We start from the raw sequence: 21,875 nt of genomic DNA, 5'->3' as shown, positions 1-21,875 counted from the left end.
CTGTGGTTGCGCGACCGGTGGAGACGTGATGCCCCCAACAGGCGCAAGGGATACCCGAGTTCGGGTCGAGGGTAGGGGCGATACAGGTCAGAAACAGTCGCGCATCAACAGAGCACGGTCGCATGGAGGTCGCATACGGTCACTTTCGTTCGCCGGTGTGGTCAGCCGGCTCACAGGGCCGCACGGATCGCTTCCTCGATGCCCGGAAACGCGAACCGGAACCCCGACTCCAGCAACCGTCCCGGCACCACGCGCTGGCTGCCCAGCACATCCCCGGCCATCTCCCCGAGCACCGTGCGCAGCACCGGGGAAGGCACCGCGAACACCGCCGGCCGGCGCAGCACGCGGCTCATCGCCGCCGTGATCTCCCCGTTCGTCAGCGGCTGCGGAGCGGTCAGGTTGACCGGCCCCGACAGGTCGTCGTGGTCGATCAGGTGCCGGAGCGCGGCGACCTCGTCGTGCAGCGCGATGTACGACCAGTACTGCCGACCGTCGCCCAGCCGCCCTCCGAGCCCCGCCCGGAACAGCGGGAACAGCCGCCCCCACGCCCCGCCCTCCCGGGCCACCACCAGCCCGGTCCGCGCGCACACCGTCCGCACCCCCGCCGCGCGCGCCGGCGCCGCCGCCTCCTCCCACTCCACGCACATCGCGGCCAGGAAGCCGTCGCCCGGCGGCGCGTCCTCGTCCACCACCCGGTCACCCGTGTCGCCGTAGAAGCCGATCGCGCTGCCGTTCACGAACACCCGCGGCGGCCGGGGCAGCGCGGCCACCGCCTCGGCCAGCGCGGCCGTGCCCAGCACCCGGCTGTCCCGGAGCAGCCGCTTGTACTCCGGCGTCCAGCGCCGGTCGCCCACCCCGGCCGCCGCCAGGTTCACCACCGCGTCGCACCCGGCCAGGCCGGCCGTGTCGACGTCACCCCGCCCGGGGTCCCAGCGGACCTCGTCCGCGCCCCGGGGATCCCGGCGCACCAGCCGGACCACCTCGTGCCCGTCCGCGGTCAGGGACCGCACCAGGGCACTGCCGATGAGACCGGACGCGCCGGCCACCGCGATACGTGAACGCTCCATGGCCCCAGCATGACCGTTCGGCGGGTCGGGAACCCACTGGGACGCCCGGACCGCCCGCCGTAGGGTGACCGTCATGCCCGAGCCGCACATACGCACCGCCCGGCCCGCCGACGAAGAGGAACTCGCCGTCCTCGACCGGGCCACCTGGTCCACCCTGTCCGCGGTGGTCCCCCGCCCGCAGCCGCCCTACCCGCCGTTCTTCGACGAGCGGCACCACCCCGAGGACTTCCTCCTCGCCGAGGCCGACGGGCGCCTGCTCGGCTACATCCGCCTCGTCCACCCGACGCCGCTCCCCGCGAACGCGCACGTCCTGACCATCCAGGGGTTCGCCGTCGCCGAGGAGGCACGCGGGCGGGGCGTCGGGCGCCTCCTGATCCGGGCCGCCGTCGCCGAGGCGCGCCGGCGCGGGGCACGGCGCCTCACCCTGCGCGTGCTCGGGCACAACGCCCCCGCCCGGGCGCTGTACGCGTCCGAGGGGTTCACCGTCGAGGGCGTGCTGCCGGGGGAGTTCTTCCTCGACGGCCGGTACGTGGACGACGTGTGCATGGGCCGCGCCCTGTAGGCCGCGGCACCCGCGTCGCGCCCCGCGTCGCCGCGGTCTACGAGTCGACCAGCCGGCCCGTGTCCACCGGCGTCGTCGCCGTGGCCGCGCGCCGGGCGTCGCCCGCCACCTCGGCCGCCGTCAGCGCGTACCCCGTCTCGGCGTCCGAGGTGGACCGGGCGAAGACCACCCCGAACACCCTGCCGTCCGTGGTCAGCAGCGGACCGCCGGAGTTGCCCGGCCGGACCGTGGAGCGGACCGAGTAGATCTCCCGGGTGACCTCGCGGTCGTTGTAGATGTTCTGGCCGGTCGCCCGCACCCGGCTCGCCACCGTCGCCGCCTGCAGGTCCAGCGACCCGTCCTGCGGATAGCCCGCCACCACCGCCGCGTCCCCGCGCGCGGCACCCGGGTCGAACCGCAGCACCGGCGCGCGCAGCCCCGGCACGTACAGCACCGCCACGTCCCGGTCCGGGTCGAACAGCACCACCCGCGCCCGGTACGCCGGCCCGACCCCGCCGACCCGCACGCTCGGGTCGTCGATGCCGGCCACCACGTGCGCGTTGGTCATCACCCGCTGCGCCGCGAACACGAACCCGCTGCCCTCGCGGCCCTCCGCGCCCGCGGCGCCCTCGATCTTCACCGAGCTGAACTTGGCGGCGTTCGCCGCGGCCGGGGTGACACTGTCCCCGGTCGGCCGGGCCACCCGGGCCGTCGACTCGTTCTCGAACGGGTTGAAGACCTGCGGGAAGCCCGCCTCGGCCAGCGCGGACGTGGCCCGCGAGAACCAGGCCGGCGTGGTCTGCGGCATCGTGTCCTGCACCGCGCCCAGCAGCGCCGAGTTCCGTATCGCCGTCGTCAGGGGCTGCGAGGGTGCCGCGCCCAGCACGCTCGCCGCGACCCAGGCCACGATCAGCACCGCGACCGAGTTGGCGGCGGCGCCCCCCAGCCCGTCCGCCACCCGCAGCGGGCCCCGGTCCAGCTCCCCGCGCAGCCGCAGCGCCAGCCGGCCCGCCAGCTCGTGCCCCACGACCGCCGGGACCAGCACCGTCAGCACCGCGAGCACCGTCGCCGTCGACGTGCCCCGCGCCACCAGGCCCGTCACCCAGGGCAGCAGCCACACGCCGACGACCGCGCCGCCCACGAACCCGGCCAGCGAGACGCATCCGGCCACCAGGCCGCGCCGGTAACCGGACACCGCGTAGACGACGATCACCAGCACGAGCACCAGGTCGAGCAGATCCACGGAGCCGCCTTTCTCTCGGACCCCTCAGTACGGACCGGACCGGTCCGCTGATCACCACGCGCACCCGGGACGGCCACCGGGCGGCGGAACCGGTCACATACGCGTGTACCCCCAGGAACGACCCGGACCTGGACGATAGTTCCACCTCGTGGCACGGGAACCGGACATCCACAGGGACGGCACAGCCGGCACGCAGCCCGCTGCGAGCCCCGCGGCCTACCGTCGGACACGGCCGGAAGCCGACCGGAGGTGGGGACAGATGAGCATCAGGAACAGCCGTCGCAGCGAGTCCGCGCGGGAGCGCACCCGCGGCCCCTGGGCGGTGGTGTGCGCGGTCGTGACCGTCGTCCTCGGACCGGCCGCGGTCACCGCGTCCGCCCTCGACCAGGCCAACGCGGCGCCGATGCGCCACGCGGTCGACGCCGACCGCGCCGGGGCGGACGTCACGACCTGAACCGCTCCCACAGGCGCGGGTACCGCGCGGCGAGCACCCGGTCGTCCTCCAGGTCCAGGGGCGTGCCCTGCGGCTCCGCGGGCGCCGGGGCGATGCCCAGGTCGGGCGCGACGGTACCGGTCAGCTGCTCGTACGCCTCGTCCGCCGCGTACCCCAGCTCCTCCCCGTCGCCGTCGATCTCCTCGTCGAACTCGCCCAGCAGCCCGGCCAGCGCGTCCGGGTCGTGCAGGGCGCCCTCGAACACCTCCCGGCCCTGGCCGATCAGCCAGCACCGGAAGAAGTCGAACGCGTCGTCGCTGCACCCGTCCAGCAGCAGCCAGGCCGCGCCCCACAGATCCCAGCGGTAGGCGCGGTTGTAGCGGGCCTCGAAGTGACGGGCGAAGTCCAGGACCAGCTCCGGATCCAGCCGCAGCAGCCGCTCCAGCAGCAGGTCGGCCTGCTCCTCGGGATCCCCCTCGGCGGCCTCCCGGGCGGAGTCGATCAACTCCCAGAACTCGGTCTCGTCCATCACGCACACCAGCATCGGCCCTCGACGGGCACCCCGCACGCGGAGTACGGCGGGGTGCGGGGGCCGCACGTCAGCCCGCGTCCCCGCGGGCGTAACGCGCCGCCAGGCGGGCCGCGTCCGCTGCGCAGCGGTCTCTGAGGGTGGGGGGAGACAGGACCTCCGCCTCCGGGCCGAGGGCGGTCAGCTGGGTGTGGGCCACCTCCTCCGACTCCACGGGCAGGATCACCGTCACCCAGCCCTCGGCGTCCGGTGCGCTCGCGGTGGCCAGCGCGTCCCGTGCGGCGAGGGGGTCGACGGTGTGGGGCAGCCGGCGCACGCCGGTCGGGGAGAGCCGTACGACCGCCTCCGTGCGCAGGATCGAGCGGGCGAACCGCTCGGCCTGCTCGGCCCAGTGCGCCGGCAGGTCGAACTCCGGGGACCTCTCGAAACGGTCGGGGAGGGCGTCGACGGCCTCGAACCGGTCGATCCGGTACGTCCGGAAGGAGCCGCCGCACCGAACCCGCGCGCACAGGTACCAGACGCCCGCCTTCAGCACGAGCCCGTACGGCTCCAGCGTCCGCTCGACCTCGCCGTCCCCGCGCCGGTACCGGGCCCGGACGCAGCGGTCGTCCCACACCGCCTCCGCGACCACGGGCAGCAGCGCGGGCGTCTCGGGCTCCCGGAACCAGGCCGGGGCGTCCACGTGGAAGCGTTGCGCCGCGGTGTCCGGGGCGTCCCGCAGCGAGGGCAGCAGCGCCGCCGACACCTTCAGCCGGGCCGCCGAGGCCACGTCCTCCAGACCCATCTCCCGCAGCGCCCCCGGCACCCCGCTCAGGAACAGCGCCTCGGCCTCGCCGCGGGCCAGCCCGGTCAGCCGCGTCCGGTACCCGCCGACCAGCCGGTACCCGCCGGCCCGCCCCCGGTCGGCGTACACCGGCACCCCCGCCTCCGACAGCGCCTGCGCGTCCCGTGTCACCGTCCGCTCCGACACCTCCAGCTCGCGCGCCAGCTCGGCGGCGGTCATCACGGGCCGGGACTGGAGCAGGAGGACCATCTTGATCAGACGTGCGGCGCGCATGCGCCCATCATGCAAGAGGCCCCCGCCGCGGCGGGGGCCTCCACAGGCGAGCGGTGTGCTCCTACAGCCCGTACTTCTCCCGGGCCTCCTTGACCGCCGTGGCCTTCACCTCGCCGCGCCGGGCGAGCTGGGCCAGGGCCGCGACGACGATCGACGGGGCGTCGACACCGAAGTGGCGGCGGGCGGCCTCACGGGTGTCGGACAGACCGAAGCCGTCGGCGCCCAGCGAGGACCAGTCCTGCTCGACCCACTGCGCGATCTGGTCCGGTACCTGGCGCATGTAGTCGGACACGGCCAGCACCGGACCCTCGGCGCCCTGCAGCGCCTGGCGGACGTACGGCACCCGCTCCTCGCCGCGCAGCAGCGCCGCGTCGGCCTCCATCGCGTCCCGGCGCAGCTCCGACCAGGAGGTCGCGGACCACACGTCGGCGGCCACGCCCCACTCCTCGGCGAGCAGCCGCTGCGCCTCGAGGGTCCAGTGGATCGCCGTACCGGAGCCCAGCAGCTGGATGCGCGGGGCGTTGGCGGCCACGGTCACGCCCGCGGACTCCGCCGTGTTGAAGCGGTACAGGCCCTTGACGATGCCCTCGTCGATGCCGAGCCCCTGCGGCTTCGCCGGCTGCGGCAGCGGCTCGTTGTAGACCGTCAGGTAGTAGAAGACGTTCTGGTCCTCGCCCGGCTTCGCCTCGCCGTACATCCGGCGCAGGCCCTCACGGACGATCACCGCGATCTCGTAGGCGAACGCCGGGTCGTACGACAGCGCGGCCGGGTTGGTCGCGGCGATCACCGGCGAGTGGCCGTCGGCGTGCTGGAGGCCCTCGCCCGTCAGGGTCGTGCGGCCGGCCGTCGCGCCGACGAGGAAGCCGCGGCCGAGCTGGTCGCCGAGCTGCCACATCTGGTCGGCGGTGCGCTGCCAGCCGAACATCGAGTAGAAGATGTAGAACGGGATCATCGCCTCGCCGTGCGTCGCGTACGACGTCGAAGCGGCGATGAAGTCGGCCATCGAACCGGCCTCGGTGATCCCCTCGTTGAGGATCTGGCCGTTCGTGGCCTCCTTGTAGTACATCAGCTGGTCGCGGTCGACCGGCTCGTACGTCTGGCCCTTGGGGGAGTAGATCCCGAGCGACGGGAACAGCGACTCCATGCCGAAGGTGCGCGCCTCGTCCGGGACGATCGGCACCCAGCGCCTGCCCGTCTCCTTGTCCCGGACCAGGTCCTTGACCAGGCGGACGAACGCCATGGTGGTCGCCACGTTCTGCGAGCCGGAGCCCTTGTCGAAGGAGGCGAACGCCTTCTCCGCGGGGGCGGGCAGCGGGGCCAGCGCGTGCGTACGGCGGGCCGGGGCCGGGCCGCCGAGGGCCGCGCGCCGCTCCTGGAGGTAGCGGACCTCGGGGGAGTCGGCGCCCGGGTGGCCGTAGGGCACCACGCCGTCGGTGAAGTCGCTGTCCTTGATCGGCAGCTCCAGCAGGTCCCGCATCGCCTTGAACTCGTCCACCGAGAGCTTCTTCATCTGGTGGTTGGCGTTCTTCGACGCGAAGCCCTCGCCCAGGGTGTGGCCCTTGACCGTCTGGGCCAGGATCACGGTCGGCGCGCCCTTGTGCTCGACGGCCGCCTTGTACGCGGCGTAGACCTTGCGGGCCTCGTGGCCACCGCGGGAGAGGTGGAAGCACTCCAGGATCTTGTCGTCGCCCAGCAGCTTCGCCATCTCGGCGAGCGCCGGGTCCTTGCCGAAGAAGTCCTGGCGGATGTAGGCGGCGTCGCGGGTCTGGTACGTCTGGATCTGCGCGTCCGGTACCTCGCGCAGCCGGCGTACCAGCGCGCCGGTGGTGTCGAGCTGGAACAGCTCGTCCCAGGCGGTGCCCCACAGCGTCTTGATCACGTTCCAGCCGGCGCCGCGGAACTGGGCCTCCAGCTCCTGCACGATCTTGAAGTTGGCGCGGACCGGGCCGTCCAGGCGCTGCAGGTTGCAGTTGATGACGAAGGTGAGGTTGTCCAGCTCCTCACGGGCGGCGAGCGCGAGGGCCGCCGTCGACTCCGGCTCGTCCATCTCGCCGTCGCCGAGGAAGGCCCAGACGTGGGACGCCGAGACGTCCTTGACGCCGCGGTGGGTGAGGTAGCGGTTGAAGCGCGCCTGGTAGATGGCGGAGAGCGGGCCGAGGCCCATCGACACCGTCGGGAACTCCCACAGCCAGGGCAGGCGGCGCGGGTGCGGGTACGACGGCAGGCCGTTGCCCCCGGCCTCCTGGCGGAAGTTGTCCAGGTGGTGCTCGTTCAGCCGGCCGTCGAGGAAGGCGCGGGCGTAGATGCCGGGGGAGGCGTGGCCCTGGATGTACAGCTGGTCGCCGGAGCCGTCGCCCTCCTTGCCCTTGAAGAAGTGGTTGAAGCCGGTCTCGTAGAGCCAGGCGGCGGAGGCGAAGGTGGCGATGTGACCGCCGACGCCGTGCTTCGCGCCGCGGGTCACCATGGCGGCCGCGTTCCAGCGGTTCCAGGCGGTGATCCGGCGCTCCATCTCCTCGTCACCGGGGACGCCCGGCTCGGCGGAGGTGGGGATGGTGTTGACGTAGTCCGTCTCGAGGAGCTTCGGCAGCGCGACGCCGCCCCGCTCGGCGCGCTCCAGCGTGCGGCGCATCAGGTACGCGGCGCGGTGCGGCCCGGCCTCCCTGGCGACGGCGTCCAGGGAGGCCTGCCACTCGGCGGTCTCCTCCGGGTCGCGGTCCGGGAGCTGGTCGAGCGCGCTCGGCTGGATGGCGTGGGGGTCGGTCATGTCGCCGCCTTCCTCAGTCGAAGGGGGTTCCCTCATCGGTAAGGGTTCGGGGTTGCCCTTGGTCTTTGGCAGGACAGGGCAGCGGACCTCGGTGGAAGTCCGTCGGCGACTGTAACTCCCTGATCGATGATCGATCAAAGGGTTGAGGGGGAAAAAGTCTTGATTCCGAGAAAATAGGCACCCGGTGCCTTCACCGATGGCACCGGGTGACGCGAAAACGCCTTGTTTTCGCAGGTGAGGCGGCGTCTGAGCGAGGGTGCGCTCGACTGAACCGACTCCGTCAGGCCCGTGGGGCGCAGCCGAGGACGTGCGCCTTCACCAGCTCGGGGATGCGCGGATCGCGCCGCTTGAACGCCTGCACCAGCTCCTCGTGCTCCTCCGCGTACGACTGCTGGACCGTGCCCAGCCAGCGGATCGACAGCGCCGTGAACACCTCGATGCCCAGGCCCTCCCAGGTGTGCAGCAGCACCGAGTTGCGCGCCGCGCGGACCAGCTCGCGGTGGAAGCCGACCGTGTGCCGCACCTGGGCCGTGCCGTCCGCCGCCCGGTCGGCCTCGTACAGGGCCAGGACGTGCGGCTCCAGGGCCGAGCAGTCCTCCGCGAGGCGCTCGGCCGCCAGCTCCGCCGCGATGGCCTCCAGGCCGGCCCGGACGGGGTAGCTCTCCTCCAGGTCGGCCGCGGTCAGGCTGCGCACGCGTACGCCCTTGTTGGGGGCCGACTCGATCAGGCGCAGGGACTCCAGCTCGCGCAGGGCCTCACGGACCGGCGTCTGGCTGACCTCCAGCTCGGTCGCGATCCGGCGCTCCACGATGCGCTCGCCCGGCTGCCAGCGCCCGCTGACGATCCCCTCCACGATGTGCTCGCGGATCTGCTCGCGCAGCGAGTGGACGACGGGCGCGGTCATGAGGGCTCCTTCGGGAGGGCTGACGTTTAGACAATAAGGCCGGTCCGCTCCGCGGGTAGGGCGCGTGGGGATGCTTTTGCGCAGGTGAGACAAGGCTTACACGCCCGGCGGGCGGACAAACGCGAACACCCCGCCCGGAAGACTCCGGGCGGGGTGTCGTACGGCCTGGCCGGCTGTGCCGGCGGCGGGGTCCGCGGCCTCGTCAGAGGCCCAGCTCGACCTCGAACTCGCCCGCCTCCAGGATCGCCTTGACCGCCGTCAGGTAACGGGCCGCGTCGGCGCCGTCCACCAGGCGGTGGTCGTAGGACAGGGTCAGGTAGGTCATGTCGCGGACGCCGATGACCGTGCCCTCCTCGGTCTCGATGACCGCCGGGCGCTTGACCGTGGCACCGATGCCGAGGATCGCGACCTGGCCCGGCGGCACGATGATCGTGTCGAACAGCGCGCCGCGCGAACCGGTGTTGGAGATGGTGAAGGTCGCGCCGGACAGCTCGTCCGGGGTGATCTTGTTGGCACGGACCTTGCCGGCCAGCTCCGCCGTGGCCTTGGCGATGCCCGCGAGGTTGAGGTCGCCGGCGTTCTTGATGACCGGGGTCATCAGGCCCTTCTCGGAGTCCACCGCGATACCGAGGTTCTCGGTGTCGAAGTAGGTGATGGTCCCCTCGGCCTCGTTGATCTTGGCGTTGATGACCGGGTGGGCCTTCAGCGCCTGCGCGGCGGCCTTGACGAAGAACGGCATCGGGGAGAGCTTGACGCCCTCGCGGGCCGCGAAGGAGTCCTTCGCCCTGGCGCGCAGCTTCATCAGGCGGGTGACGTCGACCTCGACGACCGACGACAGCTGGGCCTGCTCGTGCAGCGCCTTGACCATGTTGTCGCCGATGACCTTGCGGATGCGCGGCATCTTGACGGTCTGGCCGCGCAGCGGGGAGGCCTCCAGGGCGGGGGCCTTCTTCGCGGCGGGCGCGGCGGCAGCGGCGGCCGGAGCCGGGGCGGCGGCGGTCTTCGCGGCCTCGGCGGCGGCGATGACGTCCTGCTTGCGGATACGGCCGCCGACGCCGGTTCCCTTGACGCCGGCCAGGTCGACGCCGTTCTCGGCGGCGAGCTTGCGCACCAGCGGGGTGACGTACGCACCCTCGTCCGTCGCCTGGGTGGCGGTCGGGGAGGTGGGCGCGGTGGCCGGGGTGACCGGGGCCGGGGCCGGGGCCGGGGCGGGCGCCGGAGCGGCGGCCGGGGCAGCGGCGGCGGGCGCCGGGGCCGGAGCCGGAGCGGGCGCCGGAGCGGGGGCAGGCGCCGGAGCCGGAGCTGCGGCGGGAGCCGGGGCCGGGGCAGGCGCCGGGGCCTCGGCGGGGGCCGGGGCGGCGGGAGCCTGCGCGGCGGCCGGGGCGGCACCCGCGGCACCGATGACGGCGAGCTTGGCGCCGACCTCGGCGGTCTCGTCCTCGCCGACCACGATCTCCAGCAGCGTGCCGGAGGCGGGCGCCGGGATCTCGGTGTCGACCTTGTCCGTGGAGACCTCGAGCAGCGGCTCGTCGGCCTCGACGGAGTCGCCGACCGACTTCAGCCAGCGGGTGACGGTGCCCTCGGTGACGGACTCGCCGAGCGCGGGCAGGACCACGTCCGTGCCCTCGGCGCCGGACTCACCGGCGGTGGCCTCGGCGGTCGGCGCCGGCGCGGGGGCGGCCTGCTCGGTGGACGGGGCGGCCTGGGCGGGCTCGGCGGCCGGGGCCGGAGCCTCGGCGGGGGCCTCGGCCGCGGGGGCCTCGGCGGCGGCCGGTGCCGGGGCGGCGGCGGGCGCGCCCGTGCCGTCGTCGATCAGCGCCAGCTCGGCGCCGACCTCGACGGTCTCGTCCTCGGCGACCTTGATGGAGGCCAGCACACCGGCGGCGGGGGAGGGGATCTCGGTGTCGACCTTGTCGGTCGAGACCTCGAGCAGCGGCTCGTCGGCCTCGACGCGTTCGCCCTCGGCCTTCAGCCAGCGGGTGACAGTGCCCTCGGTGACGCTCTCGCCGAGCGCCGGAAGGGTTACGGAAACCGCCATGGTTTCGGTTGCTCCTTACGAATTGCGGAAGTCTGTGTCGTCGCGTCCGTTGACCGAAGGCTCAGTCGTGGGAGTGCAGCGGCTTGCCGGCCAGGGCCAGGTGGGCCTCGCCGAGCGCCTCGTTCTGCGTCGGGTGGGCGTGGATGAGCTGGGCGACCTCGGCCGGCAGCGCCTCCCAGTTGTAGATCAGCTGGGCCTCGCCGACCTGCTCGCCCATGCGGTCGCCGACCATGTGGACGCCGACCACGGCACCGTCCTTGACCTGGACGAGCTTGATCTCGCCCGCGGTCTTCAGGATCTTGCTCCTGCCGTTGCCCGCCAGGTTGTACTTCAGAGCGACGACCTTGTCCGCGCCGTAGATCTCCTTGGCCTTGGCCTCGGTGATGCCGACGGAGGCGACCTCCGGGTGGCAGTACGTCACCCGCGGGACACCGTCGTAGTCGATCGGGACGACCTTCAGACCGGCCAGACGCTCCGCCACCAGGATGCCCTCGGCGAAGCCGACGTGCGCGAGCTGGAGGGTCGGGACGAGGTCGCCGACGGCGGAGATGGTCGGGACGTTGGTGCGCATGTACTCGTCGACGAGGACGTAGCCGCGGTCCATGGCGACCCCGGCCTCCTCGTAGCCCAGGCCCTGCGAGACCGGGCCGCGGCCGACGGCGACGAGGAGGACCTCGGCCTCGAACTCCTTGCCGTCGGCGAGGGTGACCTTCACGCCGTCCTGGGTGTACTCGGCCTTCTGGAAGAAGGTGCCGAGGTTGAACTTGATCCCGCGCTTGCGGAACGCGCGCTCCAGCAGCTTCGAGGAGTTCTCGTCCTCGACCGGGACGAGGTGCTTCAGGCCCTCGATGACCGTGACGTCCGAGCCGAACGACTTCCACGCCGAGGCGAACTCGACACCGATGACACCGCCGCCGAGGATGATCGCGGACTTCGGCACGCGGTCCAGGACGAGGGCGTGGTCGGAGGAGATGATCCGGTTGCCGTCGATCTCCAGGCCCGGCAGCGACTTCGGCACGGAGCCGGTCGCCAGCAGCACGTGGCGGCCCTGGACGCGCTGACCGTTCACGTCCACGGAGGTGGGGGAGGACAGCCGGCCCTCACCCTCGATGTACGTCACCTTCCGGGACGCGATGAGCCCCTGCAGGCCCTTGTACAGGCCCGAGATCACGTCGTCCTTGTACTTCTGGACGGCCGGGACGTCGATGCCCTCGAACGTGGCCTTGACGCCGAACTGCTCGCTCTCGCGGGCCTGGTCGGCGATCTCGCCCGCGTGCAGCAGGGCCTTGGTGGGGATGCAACCCTTGTGCAGGCAGGTGCCGCCGACCTTGTCCTTCTCGATCAGGGCGACGTCCAGGCCCAGCTGCGCCCCGCGCAGGGCCGCGGCGTAACCACCGCTACCACCGCCGAGGATCACTAGGTCGAAAACGGTGCTGGCGTCGTTCGCCACGTCACGTCCTCCATGCATGTGCGCCGTAGACCGGTCGACGATGACCGGCGGGCGGCTGGTGTCCGGCCGCTTGATGCTTCGGCCCTTCGGTGGGGGCCCTGTCCTGCCGGGCTCCATCTTTGCACTTGTCGGACGGGATCGAGACGCCGGGCCCGTGTGTGAGACGTCCCACGTTCGGGCGTCCCGCGGGGGCGCGGGGGACTGCGCGACCAGCCCCCCGCGTCCCGACGGCCGCGACGCGAGGCCGCCGCCGGTGCCGGTGGGAGACCGTCAGCCCAGGTCACCCGCGGCCGTCAGCTCGGCCAGCCGGACCAGCGTGCGGACGGCGGAGCCGGTACCGCCCTTGGGCGTGTAACCGAACGGGCCGCCCTCGTTGAACGCGGGCCCGGCGATGTCCAGGTGCGCCCACGTGATGCCCTCGCCCACGAACTCGCGCAGGAAGAGACCGGCGACCAGCCCGCCGCCCATCCGCTCGCCCATGTTCGCGATGTCGGCGACCTGCGAGTCCATGCCCTTGCGCAGGTGCTCGGGCAGCGGCATCGGCCAGGCCGGCTCGCCGACCTCCTCCGCCGCCTCGTGCACCGTGGAGCGGAACGCGTCGTCGTTGGCCATGACACCGAACGTCCGGCTGCCCAGCGCCAGCATCATCGCGCCGGTCAGCGTCGCCACGTCCACGATCGCGTCCGGGTTCTCCTGCGAGGCCGCCCACAGCGCGTCGGCGAGCACCAGCCGGCCCTCGGCGTCGGTGTTGAGCACCTCGACCGTCTTGCCGCTGTACATGCGCAGCACGTCACCCGGGCGCACCGCCGAACCGGAGGGCATGTTCTCGGCCAGCGCCAGCCAGCCGGTGACGTTGACCTCCAGGCCGAGGCGGGCGGCGGAGACGACCGCGGCGAACACGGCGGCGGCGCCGCTCATGTCGCACTTCATCGTCTCGTTGTGCCCGGCCGGCTTCAGCGAGATGCCGCCCGAGTCGTAGGTGATGCCCTTGCCGACGAAGGCGAGGTGCTTGTCCGCCTTCGGGTGGCTGTACGACAGCTTCACCAGGCGCGGGGTGGCCGCCGAGCCGCCGCCGACGCCGAGGATGCCGCCGTAGCCGCCCTTGGCCAGGGCCTTGTCGTCGAGCACCTGGAACCTGAGGCCGTGCTCCTTGGCCGCGGTCTGCGCGATACCGGCGAAGGCGGCGGGGGTGAGGTCGTTCGGCGGCATGTTGATCAGGTCGCGGGCGCGGTTCAGCTCCTCGCAGACCGCGACCGCGCGGGCGAGCGCGCCCTTGTGGGCGGCGTCGCGCGGCTTGCCGCCGAGCAGCGTGGCCTCGGCCAGCGGCGCCTTGCCGTTCTTGGCCTTGGCGGTCCTGGCCGCCTTGGCGTCCTGGGCGCCGCCCTTGTAGGCGTCGAAGGAGTAGGCGCCGAGCAGGACGCCCTCGCCGATCGCGCCGATCGCGCCGGGGCCGTCCACGGGCAGCGCGAACGCGGCCTTGCGGGACCCGGTGAGCGCGCGGGCGGCCACGCCGGCGGCCTTGCGCAGCGCTTCGGCGTCGTAGCCGGCGTCCTTGTCGTCGGGCTCCGCGCCGAGGCCCACCGCCACCACGAGCGGGGCCTTGAAGCCGGCCGGGGCGGGCAGCTTCGTCAGCTCGCCCTCGGCACCCGAGGCGCCGAGGGTCTCCAGGACGCCGGCCAGCCTGCCGTCGTACGCCTTGTCCACGGCCTCGGCGCCCGGCGCGACGACGGGCCCCTGGGCGCCCTTGGCGACACCGATCACGATCGCGTCGGCCCGCAGGCCGGGCGCCGCGGAGGTGCTGAGAGTCAGAGCAGTCACGGTGGTGAGATCTCGCTTCCGATGTGAAGTTGCAGTGGCCGAAATGGGGTGGGTCGACCGGGCCCGAGCGCCGACCCTGGGTCCAGGCCTGCGGACAGGTGGCAACCGGGGCCTTCACCCTGTCGGCGAACACCCGGGACGAGACTACGCGCGTGCGTGCGTTCGCTCATGCCCTCGGGGGGCCACTGCGGTGCGCTCAGGCGTGCTACCGGCCGAGAGCCAGCACGGTGAGGGACACGGTCGCGGCCGTCTCGGCGAGCGCTCCGAACACGTCACCGGTCACCCCGCCGAACCTGCGCACGCACAGCCGCAGCAGCACCTCGGCCCCGCCGAGGGCCGCCCCCACCGCCACGGCGACCCGCGGGCCTGCCACCGCGGCCAGCGCCACCACCCCCACCGCGACCCCCAGGGCGACGGCCCCCGGCACCACCCCGGCCACCGCCGCCCCCAGCCCCTCCGGGCGGGCGGCCGGCACCCCCGCGCGGGCGGCCAGGGTGAGGGCCAGCCGGGCCGCGACCGCCGAGGCCACGGCCGCCACGGCACCCCGGGCCCACGAGCCGCCGTAGAGCTGCGCCAGCACGGCGACCTGCGCCAGCAGCACCAGGACGAGGGTGAGCACCCCGAACGGCCCGATGTCCGACTGCTTCATGATCCGCAGCGCGTCCTCGGCGGGCTTGCCGCTGCCCAGCCCGTCGGCGGTGTCGGCGAGCCCGTCCAGGTGCAGGCCGCGGGTCAGCACGGCGGGTACGGCGACCGTGGCGACGGCGGCCGGCAGCGGGCCCGCGCCGAGCCACAGCAGCAGCACCCCGAGGCCGGCCGCGCAGCCGCCGACGACCAGCCCGGCCACCGGGGCCGACAGCATGCCCCCGCGGGCGGCCACCCGGTCCCAGCGGTGCACGCGCACGGGCAGCACGGTGAGGGTGCCGAACGCGAACCGGAGACCGTCGAGGGGGGAGGACTTCTGCACCGGCGCAGGGTACCCGGCGGCCGGAGCGCCACCGGCGGGCGCCGGGGCTACAGTGCGCTCATGGGGCACTGGTGGGTGCGCAACATCGTCGAGCCGGGCAAGCTCCCGCTGCTGCTCGCCCTCGCCGCCTTCGTGCTGACCTTCGCCGTCACCCGGGTCATCACCCGGCTGATCCGGGCCGGCAAGGGCCCGTTCGGCAACGTCAGGGCCGGCGGACTGCACATCCACCACGTCGTGCCCGGGGTCGTCCTGACCCTCGTCGGCGGCTTCGGCGCGGTCGCCAGTGACCGGCACGGGGCCGGCGGGGCCGTCGCCGCCGTGGTGTTCGGCATGGGCGCCGGGCTGGTCCTGGACGAGTTCGCGCTGATCCTGCACCTGGACGACGTCTACTGGACCGAGGAGGGCCGCAAGAGCGTCGAGGTCGTCGTGCTCACCGCCGCCCTCGTCGGGCTGCTGCTCGCCGGGTTCTCCCCGTTCGGTGTCAACGACCTGTCCCCGGAGGAGCTCCAGGACCGCGGCGGCGCGCTCGTCACCATCGCCGCGAACTTCCTGTTCTCGCTCGTCGCCCTGGGCAAGGGCAAGGCCCGCACCGCCCTCTTCGGGGTGATCGTGCCGCTGGTCGCGCTCGTCGGCGCGGTCCGGCTGGCCCGCCCCGGCTCCCCGTGGGCCCGCCGCTTCTACGGCCGCCGCCCCCGCGCCCGCGCCCGGGCCGCCCTGCGCGCCTACCGCCACGACCGCCGCTGGTCCCGCCGCAGCCGAGCCCTCCACGACTGGATCGGCGGCAAACCGGACCCCCGCCCGGCCCGCGTGCCCGACCACAGGTGACGCGGGGCACCGCGCCCCCGCCCCGTACCGTTGCGGGCCGGATCGAGGCAGACCCGGCCCGCGCCCGGCTGCCGTCGGCCCGGCCACAGGCGACGACAGGCGGTCACCTCGGGCCTGTCGGGCTCCGCCCCCGCGCCGGGGCCGCCCCGCGCGCCTGCCGGCACGGTCGGGGTCTGCCCGGCCGCCGCGCCCCCGCCCCCGTACCGTTCAGGGCTGGACCGGTGGCAGGTCCGAGCCGCGCCCGGGCCGCCTTCCCCACCACACGGGGCCCCGGGACGGGCTGTGGCGGGTCGCCGTCAGGAGGCACAGGAGGCCCACCGCCATCAGGGCGGCCAGGTGTTCCTTGCCCGCCAGGTTCTCCTTCACCAGGACCTCGACCACCATGGCGAGGGTCACCGCGCCCGCCGTCACATACGCGGCGTACCGCCAGGCCACGAAGACCGCGAGGCCCACGACGGCCGCCGACGGGCCGGTGTCGACCACCTGCGCGTCGGTCCAGGGCAGTCCGAACGGGGCGTGGCCGCCGAAGCCGATGCCCACGCGGGCGTACAGGGTTCCGGCGAGCGTGGCGACGTAGGCGATGGTCAGGGTCCGCCACCAGCCCAGGCACAGCTCGGCGATCCCGAACACCAGCAGGATCTGGGCCAGCGCCCCCCACACCGGCAGGTCGAGCGCGGGCACGAACAGTGACAGGGGGGTGCGCAGCAGGGCCAGCCACAAGGGGTCGGCGGCCCGTACGGCACCCAGGGCCTGCACCGGCTGATACCCCCACGGCTGGTTCTGCACGTACTGCAGGAACGCCGTCAGGCCCACCGCGGCGACCGTCATCGGGACCGCCGCCGGCCCCCGCCGGCGCAGCGGCCCGCGCGCGGCCGCGCACAGCGGCCCCCACTCGGTACGCGCCCAGCGGGCCAGGGCCCTCACGGCACGTCCCTCATCGAACGTTCCCCCGTCCAGCGTTCCTGCCATCGAGCGTTCCCCCGTCGAGCGTGTCTCATCGGTGCGTGTCCAGGTGCCTGCGGTGCAGCCACTCCGGCAGGCCCCACAGGAAGCCCTCCGCGCGGGCCGAGGCGAGGCCGATGCGCAGCAGGTCCGCGCTCTTCTCGAAGAGCAGGAACCGTGGCTCCCAGATGGGCCGGTACTTCGCGTTGGCGCGGTACAGCGACTCGATCTGCCACCAGCGTGAGAAGAAGCTGAGCAGCGACCGCCACAGCCTCAGCACCGGTCCGGCACCGAGACGCGCGCCACGTTCGAAGACCGACCGGAACATCGCGAAGTTCAGTGAGACCTGAGTGATCCCGATCTCGTCGGCCCGCCGCAGCAGTTCGATGACGGCGAACTCCATCAGCCCGTTGTCGGAGTCCCGGTCGCGGCGCATCAGGTCCAGGGACAGCCCGTGCGGCCCCCACGGCACGAACGACAGCAGCGCCCGCAGCCGGCCCTCGGCGTCCGTGCACTCCAGCATCACGCACCGGCCGTCCGCGGGATCCCCGAGCCGGCCCAGCGCCATGCTGAAGCCGCGCTCCGTGGCGCCGTCCCGCCAGTCGTCGGCCCGCCTGACGAGGTACGCCATCTCGGGCGCCGGGATGTCCGCGTGCCGCCGGATGCGCACCCGGTACCCGGCCCGCCTCACCCGGTTGTGCGCCTGCCGGACGGTACGCATCGCCCGGCCCTCCAGGGTGAACTCGGCGACCTCCACGATCGCCTCGTCCCCGAGTTCCAGCGCGTCCAGGCCGTGCCGGGCGTAGACCGTCCCGGCCTCCTCGCCCGCCCCCATCACCGCCGGGATCCAGCCGTGCGCCCGCGCCTGGGCCAGCCACGGCGCGATCGCCCCCGGCCACGCCTCCGGGTCCCCGATCGGGTCCCCGGACGCCAGGCACACCCCGCCGACCACCCGGTAGGCGACGCCCGCCTTCCCCGTCGGCGACCACACGACGCTCTTCTCCCGGCGCAGCGCGAAGTAGCCGAGCGAGTCGCGGTCGCCGTGCCGCTCCAGCAGCTCGCGCAGCCGCCTCTCGTCGTCCTCGGTGAGCGGGTCGACGGCCCGCCGGGACCGGAAGGCGGCGTACAGGACGGCGAGGAGCAGGGCCGTACTGAGCACGTTGACCGCCACGTTGGCCCAGTTCGGCGGGTCGATGCCGGGGAAGTGGGACTCCTCGGCGGCCACGGACACCAGCCGCAGGGCGCCGTAGTGCCAGCGCTCCAGGAACGTGGAGCGGGCCGCGTCCGGCGCCTGGTTGGTGACCGTCACCAGCAGCCCGGCCAGCAGGCTCGCCAGCAGCCCGCCGCCGACGGCCACCGTGGCCGCGAGCCGCGGGTTGGACCGGTCGCCCCTGGCGTAGAACTCCCGCCGGCCGACGAGCAGCGCGCCGACGAAGGCGGCCGTCAGCGCCAGGGAGACCCAGTTCTGCGCATACCGCCGGATCTCCGGGAACGCCATGGCGAACGCGAACAGGGCCAGGAAGAGCCCGCTCACCACCAGGTTGAGGATCCACGCGGCCCGCTTGCGGCGCCGCATGGTGATCGCCAGGAAGGCGGTGAACACCCCGGAGGCGAAGCCGGCCGTCAGCAGGTACGGCGTGAAGAAGTCGTCCTGGTTGTGCCGGCGCACGTCCTGGCCGAGCGAGACCCACAGCGCGCTGAGGAAGTTGATGAAGGCGACGGTCCGCAGGTACCAGACGGCGAACGCGGCGGCCCGCCGGGAAACCCCGGTGGGCCGCCGCGTCAGCTCACCCGTCCGCGTCGCCTCGACGCGCTGCTCCACGGCAATTCGGGCATCTCCCATGGGGCAGGATCATATGGGTCACGGCTGTGGCGAACCGTACTTTTCACTCCCCGGCGGCGCCTCCGGCGCCTCCGGCAGCTCGGCGGCCAGCGCGGCCGCGGCCCGGACCAGCGGCAGCGCCAGCAGCGCGCCGACCCCCTCGCCGACCTTCACACCCTGCTCCAGCAGCGGCTCCAGGGCCATCCGGTCCAGCGCCTTCGCCTGCCCGGGCTCCCCGCTGTCGTGCCCGGCCAGCCACCAGTCCGGCGCCCGGAACGCGACCCGCTGGGCGACCAGCGCGGCCGCGGCGGACACGACCCCGTCGAGGATCACCGGCAGCTTCCGTACCGCGCACTGGAGCAGGAACCCGGTCATCGCCGCGAGGTCCGCGCCGCCCACCGCGGCCAGCAGCTGGAGCTGGTCCCCGAGCACCGGCCGGGCCCGCCGCAGCGCGTCCCGGATCGCCGCGCACTTGCGCATCCACGCCAGGTCGTCGATCGCGACCCCGCCCCGCCCGGTCACCACGGACGCGTCGGTCCCGCACAGCGCGGCGATCAGCACCGCAGCCGGGGTGGTCCCGCCCACGCTGACATCGCCGAGCACCACGAGGTCGGTCCCCGAGTCGGCCTCCTCGTCGGCGACCGCGACACCCGCCAGCAGGGCGGCCTCGGCCTCCTCCGCCGTGAGCGCGTCCTCGATGTCGATACGGCCGCTGCCCCGCCGCACCCGGTGCCGTGTCACGTCCTTCGGGAAGGCGTCCGGCTCGCAGTCCAGCGCCATGTCCACGACCCGTACCGGCACCTCCAGCCGGCGTGCCAGCACGGACACCGCGCCGGCGCCCTCCAGCACCGCCCGGACCAGCTGCTCCGCACCGCCCGCGGGCCGCGCCGACACGCCCAGCTCGGCGACGCCGTGGTCACCGGCGAACAGCACCACCCGGGGCCGTTCGACCGGCCGTACCGGTACGACGCCCCGCGCGGCCGCCAGCCATTCGCCCAGCTCGTCCAGGCGGCCCAGCGCCCCCGGCGGCACGATCCGGCGCTCCCGCCGGGCCTCGGCGTCACGGCGCACGCCCCCGTCCGGGCGCTCGATCAGATCGGTGAAGTCGTCCAGATTAAGGCTGCTCATTCGCCGAACAGTACCGCCAGCGAACGACGCCTTCCGCGCCACATCGCGACCACACCCCCGCGACGTCTTTGCACCTCACACCGGTATCCCATACGTTCCGTTTTGCCGCGGAATGTCGCACAGGGAGCCGCCCATGCCGACCACGTCCCTCACCCCGCAGACCACCACCTCCTGCGACCCCTTCCAGGAGCCGCGCCGCGAGGACTGCCCCTGGTGCGGCTCCCGCCGCCTGCGCACCCGGGTGCGCGCGCCCGACCCGCTGCGCCACCAGCCGGGCACGTTCACTCTCGACCGGTGCCGGGACTGCGGCCACGCCTTCCAGAACCCGCGGCTCACCGCGGACGGGATCGCCTTCTTCCACCGGGAGTTCTACGACCGGCACCTCGACGAGTTCACCGCCCGCGTGCTCTCCCCCAAAGCGGTCCGCCGCCGGCACCGCACCACCGCCTGGCGCCTGTCGGCGCTGCGCGAACCCGAGAGCTGGCTGGACGTCGGCACGGGCTACGGCCGCTTCCCCGAGGCGGCGAAGGAGTTCTTCCCCTACACCAGCTTCGACGGGCTCGACCCCACGGCCCGGGTGGAGCGCGCGTTGCTGGAGGGGCGCGTGGAGGAGGCGCACCAGGGCTATCTGGCGACGCCGGGCATGGCGGCGCGGCTGCGCGCCCGCTACGACGTGGTCACCCTCCTGCACCACCTGGAGCACGCGCCCGACCCGCGCGCCGAACTCCGCGCCGCGCTCACCGTGCTGCGCCCCGGCGGCCACCTGGTGGTCGAAGTCCCCGACCCCCGCTGCCTGTTCGCCACCCTCCTCGGCAGACGGTGGCTGCCCTACGGCCAGCCGCGCCACCTGCACCTGCCGTCCCTGGCCAACCTGCGCGCGGAGCTGGAGGCGCTGGGCTGCACGATCCTGGTCACGGACCGCAGGGACCCGCACGTGCCCTACGACCTCGCGGGCGCCGTCGCCCTCAGCCTGGCCCCCGCACACCCCCTGCTCCAACTCGCCGCGAGCCCCCTCCTGGACGTGGCCGCGGCACTGGACCACGTCCTCGCCCCCCTCCTGCGCCGCACCCGCTTCTCCAACGCCTACCGGATCGTGGCCCGCAAGCGGCTCACCCCCTGAGGGCCAGCGCCTGCCCGGCGACGACCAGCAGCACCTGCTCGCACTCCGCCCCGAACGCCGCGTTCAGGCGCCCCAGTTCGTCCCGGTACCGGCGCCCGGAGGCCGTCGCGGGGACGATCCCCGAGCCGACCTCGTTGGACACCGCCACCACGGTCCGCCGGGTGGCCCGCACCGCGGACGCCAGCTCCCGCACCCGCTCCCGCAACGCCTTCTCACCGCCACCCGCCCACTCCGCGTCGTCCCACGCCCCGACGGAGTCCATGACATCGGTCAGCCACAGCGACAGACAGTCGATCAGCAGCGGCGGCCCGTCCCCGGCCAGCAGCGGCACCAGGTCCGTCGTCTCCGTCGTACGCCACGAACCCGGCCGCCGCTCCCGGTGCGTGGCCACCCGCGCCGCCCACTCGGTGTCCCCGCCGCGCGTGCCGCCCGTCGCCACGTACAGCACGTCCGGGAAGGTCTCCAGCCGCCGCTCCGCCTCCACCGACTTGCCCGAGCGGGCCCCGCCCAGCACCAGCGTCCGCCGCGGCACGTCCGGCACCTCCTCGTACGCCCCGACCACCAGCGTCGTACCGTCCGGGACCGCCCGCGCCCCGGCCGCCGCGAGCCGGCGCCGCAACTCCGCGCCGGGCGGCACGTCGTGGTCCAGGTGCACCGCGAGCACGTCCGTCGTCGGGCCGACCGAGCCCACCGCGCGGAGCCGGGCCAGCGCGTCGGGCCGCCCCACCACGTCCGCGAGGAGCATGTCGTAGGACTGCGCCGTCGCCTCCTCCAGACCGGCCGGTGCCCCGCCCGGCGGCAGGTACAGCAGCCGCTGCCCGTCCGGCCCGGTCACCGCGTACCCGGTGCCGCCCGCGTCCATCGCCACCGCCCGCACCCGATGCCCCGTCAGCAGCGCCAACTCCCGCCCGTCCGGAACCCGGCCGGGCTGCGGCAGCCCGGCCGGCACCTCCACCGCGGGACCGTCGTGCGGATGGGACAGCAGCACCTGCCGTACCCCGCCCAGCGAACGCCCGGCGCGCGCCGCCGCGAAGGCCGCGCCCGGGGTCAGGTCGAGCAGCAGCGCGCCGTCCACCAGCACCGCGGTCGCGGCCCGCGCGTCCGGCCCGAGCGCGGTCGCACAGGCGGCACAGGAACAGTCGGGGCGAGGCAGTCCCGCGGGAGCGCCGGTACCGAGCAGAGTGATGTCCACGGATCGATTTTCACCTCTCTGAGCAGGTCTTGCGC

The 21,875-nt window shown here is 74.0% G+C and carries 18 protein-coding genes; 4 read left to right on the top strand and 14 right to left on the bottom strand.

Going from position 1 to position 21,875, the window contains the following annotated elements:
- Positions 1–170: 170 nt before the first annotated feature.
- The gene (locus ACZ3ZD_RS04560) at positions 171–1,067 is read right to left on the bottom strand and encodes a TIGR01777 family oxidoreductase (RefSeq protein ID WP_467393463.1); all 897 of its coding nucleotides are present in this window, start codon (positions 1,065–1,067) and stop codon (positions 171–173) included.
- Between the two features lie 73 nt (positions 1,068–1,140).
- On the opposite strand from ACZ3ZD_RS04560, the gene ACZ3ZD_RS04555 reads away from it, so the two are divergent.
- Positions 1,141–1,629 carry a GNAT family N-acetyltransferase gene (locus tag ACZ3ZD_RS04555; protein WP_467393461.1) on the top strand — a complete coding sequence of 163 codons (489 nt, stop codon included), beginning with the start codon at positions 1,141–1,143 and terminating at the stop codon, positions 1,627–1,629.
- Between the two features lie 37 nt (positions 1,630–1,666).
- Here ACZ3ZD_RS04555 and ACZ3ZD_RS04550 read toward each other — a convergent pair whose 3' ends face one another.
- Entirely contained in the window at positions 1,667–2,851 is a 1,185-nt protein-coding gene (locus ACZ3ZD_RS04550; protein ID WP_467393459.1) for a MarP family serine protease, read from the bottom strand.
- 259 nt (positions 2,852–3,110) lie between these two features.
- On the opposite strand from ACZ3ZD_RS04550, the gene ACZ3ZD_RS04545 reads away from it, so the two are divergent.
- The gene (locus ACZ3ZD_RS04545; protein ID WP_467393457.1) at positions 3,111–3,305 is read left to right on the top strand and encodes a hypothetical protein; all 195 of its coding nucleotides are present in this window, start codon (positions 3,111–3,113) and stop codon (positions 3,303–3,305) included.
- Here ACZ3ZD_RS04545 and ACZ3ZD_RS04540 read toward each other — a convergent pair.
- From ACZ3ZD_RS04540 to ACZ3ZD_RS04505, 8 genes are all read right to left on the bottom strand, one after another.
- Positions 3,295–3,813, bottom strand: a complete 519-nt coding sequence (locus ACZ3ZD_RS04540; RefSeq protein ID WP_467394534.1) for a DUF4240 domain-containing protein — start codon at positions 3,811–3,813, stop codon at positions 3,295–3,297. The genes ACZ3ZD_RS04545 and ACZ3ZD_RS04540 overlap by 11 nt on opposite strands.
- A 70-nt stretch (positions 3,814–3,883) precedes the next feature.
- Positions 3,884–4,870, bottom strand: coding sequence for a helix-turn-helix transcriptional regulator (locus ACZ3ZD_RS04535; protein ID WP_467393455.1), 987 nt, complete (start codon positions 4,868–4,870; stop codon positions 3,884–3,886).
- A gap of 61 nt (positions 4,871–4,931) precedes the next feature.
- Positions 4,932–7,634: a pyruvate dehydrogenase (acetyl-transferring), homodimeric type gene (gene aceE, locus ACZ3ZD_RS04530; RefSeq protein ID WP_467393453.1), complete on the bottom strand. Its 2,703-nt coding sequence runs from the start codon at positions 7,632–7,634 to the stop codon at positions 4,932–4,934.
- Positions 7,635–7,914: 280 nt separating this feature from the next.
- Complete coding sequence (locus ACZ3ZD_RS04525; RefSeq protein WP_467393451.1) at positions 7,915–8,538, bottom strand: GntR family transcriptional regulator; 624 nt, start codon at positions 8,536–8,538, stop codon at positions 7,915–7,917.
- Between the two features lie 202 nt (positions 8,539–8,740).
- Positions 8,741–10,576, bottom strand: coding sequence for a 2-oxoglutarate dehydrogenase, E2 component, dihydrolipoamide succinyltransferase (gene sucB, locus ACZ3ZD_RS04520; RefSeq protein WP_467393449.1), 1,836 nt, complete (start codon positions 10,574–10,576; stop codon positions 8,741–8,743).
- Between the two features lie 61 nt (positions 10,577–10,637).
- Positions 10,638–12,026, bottom strand: a complete 1,389-nt coding sequence (gene lpdA / locus ACZ3ZD_RS04515; protein ID WP_467393447.1) for a dihydrolipoyl dehydrogenase — start codon at positions 12,024–12,026, stop codon at positions 10,638–10,640.
- Between the two features lie 270 nt (positions 12,027–12,296).
- Positions 12,297–13,844, bottom strand: coding sequence for a leucyl aminopeptidase (locus tag ACZ3ZD_RS04510; RefSeq protein ID WP_467393445.1), 1,548 nt, complete (start codon positions 13,842–13,844; stop codon positions 12,297–12,299).
- Positions 13,845–14,049: 205 nt separating this feature from the next.
- Positions 14,050–14,811: an adenosylcobinamide-GDP ribazoletransferase gene (locus ACZ3ZD_RS04505; protein WP_467393443.1), complete on the bottom strand. Its 762-nt coding sequence runs from the start codon at positions 14,809–14,811 to the stop codon at positions 14,050–14,052.
- A 60-nt stretch (positions 14,812–14,871) separates the two neighbouring features.
- Between ACZ3ZD_RS04505 and ACZ3ZD_RS04500 the strand changes: the two genes are divergently transcribed.
- Positions 14,872–15,636 (top strand): hypothetical protein, encoded by a 765-nt coding sequence (locus ACZ3ZD_RS04500; protein WP_467393441.1) that lies wholly within the window; start codon positions 14,872–14,874, stop codon positions 15,634–15,636.
- A 207-nt stretch (positions 15,637–15,843) separates the two neighbouring features.
- On the opposite strand, the gene ACZ3ZD_RS04495 is transcribed toward ACZ3ZD_RS04500, so the two are convergent.
- The 3 genes from ACZ3ZD_RS04495 to cobT form a co-directional block, all read right to left on the bottom strand.
- Positions 15,844–16,560, bottom strand: a complete 717-nt coding sequence (locus ACZ3ZD_RS04495; protein WP_467393439.1) for a hypothetical protein — start codon at positions 16,558–16,560, stop codon at positions 15,844–15,846.
- 70 nt (positions 16,561–16,630) lie between these two features.
- On the bottom strand, positions 16,631–18,421 hold the full coding sequence (locus ACZ3ZD_RS04490) for a phosphatidylglycerol lysyltransferase domain-containing protein (RefSeq protein WP_467393437.1): 1,791 nt from the start codon (positions 18,419–18,421) through the stop codon (positions 16,631–16,633).
- A gap of 18 nt (positions 18,422–18,439) precedes the next feature.
- Positions 18,440–19,528 carry a nicotinate-nucleotide--dimethylbenzimidazole phosphoribosyltransferase gene (gene cobT, locus ACZ3ZD_RS04485; protein ID WP_467393435.1) on the bottom strand — a complete coding sequence of 363 codons (1,089 nt, stop codon included), beginning with the start codon at positions 19,526–19,528 and terminating at the stop codon, positions 18,440–18,442.
- 133 nt (positions 19,529–19,661) lie between these two features.
- Between cobT and ACZ3ZD_RS04480 the strand changes: the two genes are divergently transcribed.
- The gene (locus tag ACZ3ZD_RS04480) at positions 19,662–20,648 is read left to right on the top strand and encodes a class I SAM-dependent methyltransferase (protein ID WP_467393433.1); all 987 of its coding nucleotides are present in this window, start codon (positions 19,662–19,664) and stop codon (positions 20,646–20,648) included.
- Here ACZ3ZD_RS04480 and ACZ3ZD_RS04475 read toward each other — a convergent pair.
- The gene (locus ACZ3ZD_RS04475) at positions 20,638–21,840 is read right to left on the bottom strand and encodes a bifunctional adenosylcobinamide kinase/adenosylcobinamide-phosphate guanylyltransferase (RefSeq protein ID WP_467393431.1); all 1,203 of its coding nucleotides are present in this window, start codon (positions 21,838–21,840) and stop codon (positions 20,638–20,640) included. The genes ACZ3ZD_RS04480 and ACZ3ZD_RS04475 overlap by 11 nt on opposite strands.
- Between the last annotated feature and the right edge of the window lie 35 nt (positions 21,841–21,875).

It is taken from the genome of Streptomyces sp. NPDC023481 (genome assembly GCF_055560195.1).
The sequence above is the reverse complement of the archived record's forward strand: the minus strand, read 5'-3'. Positions and strand labels throughout refer to the sequence as shown.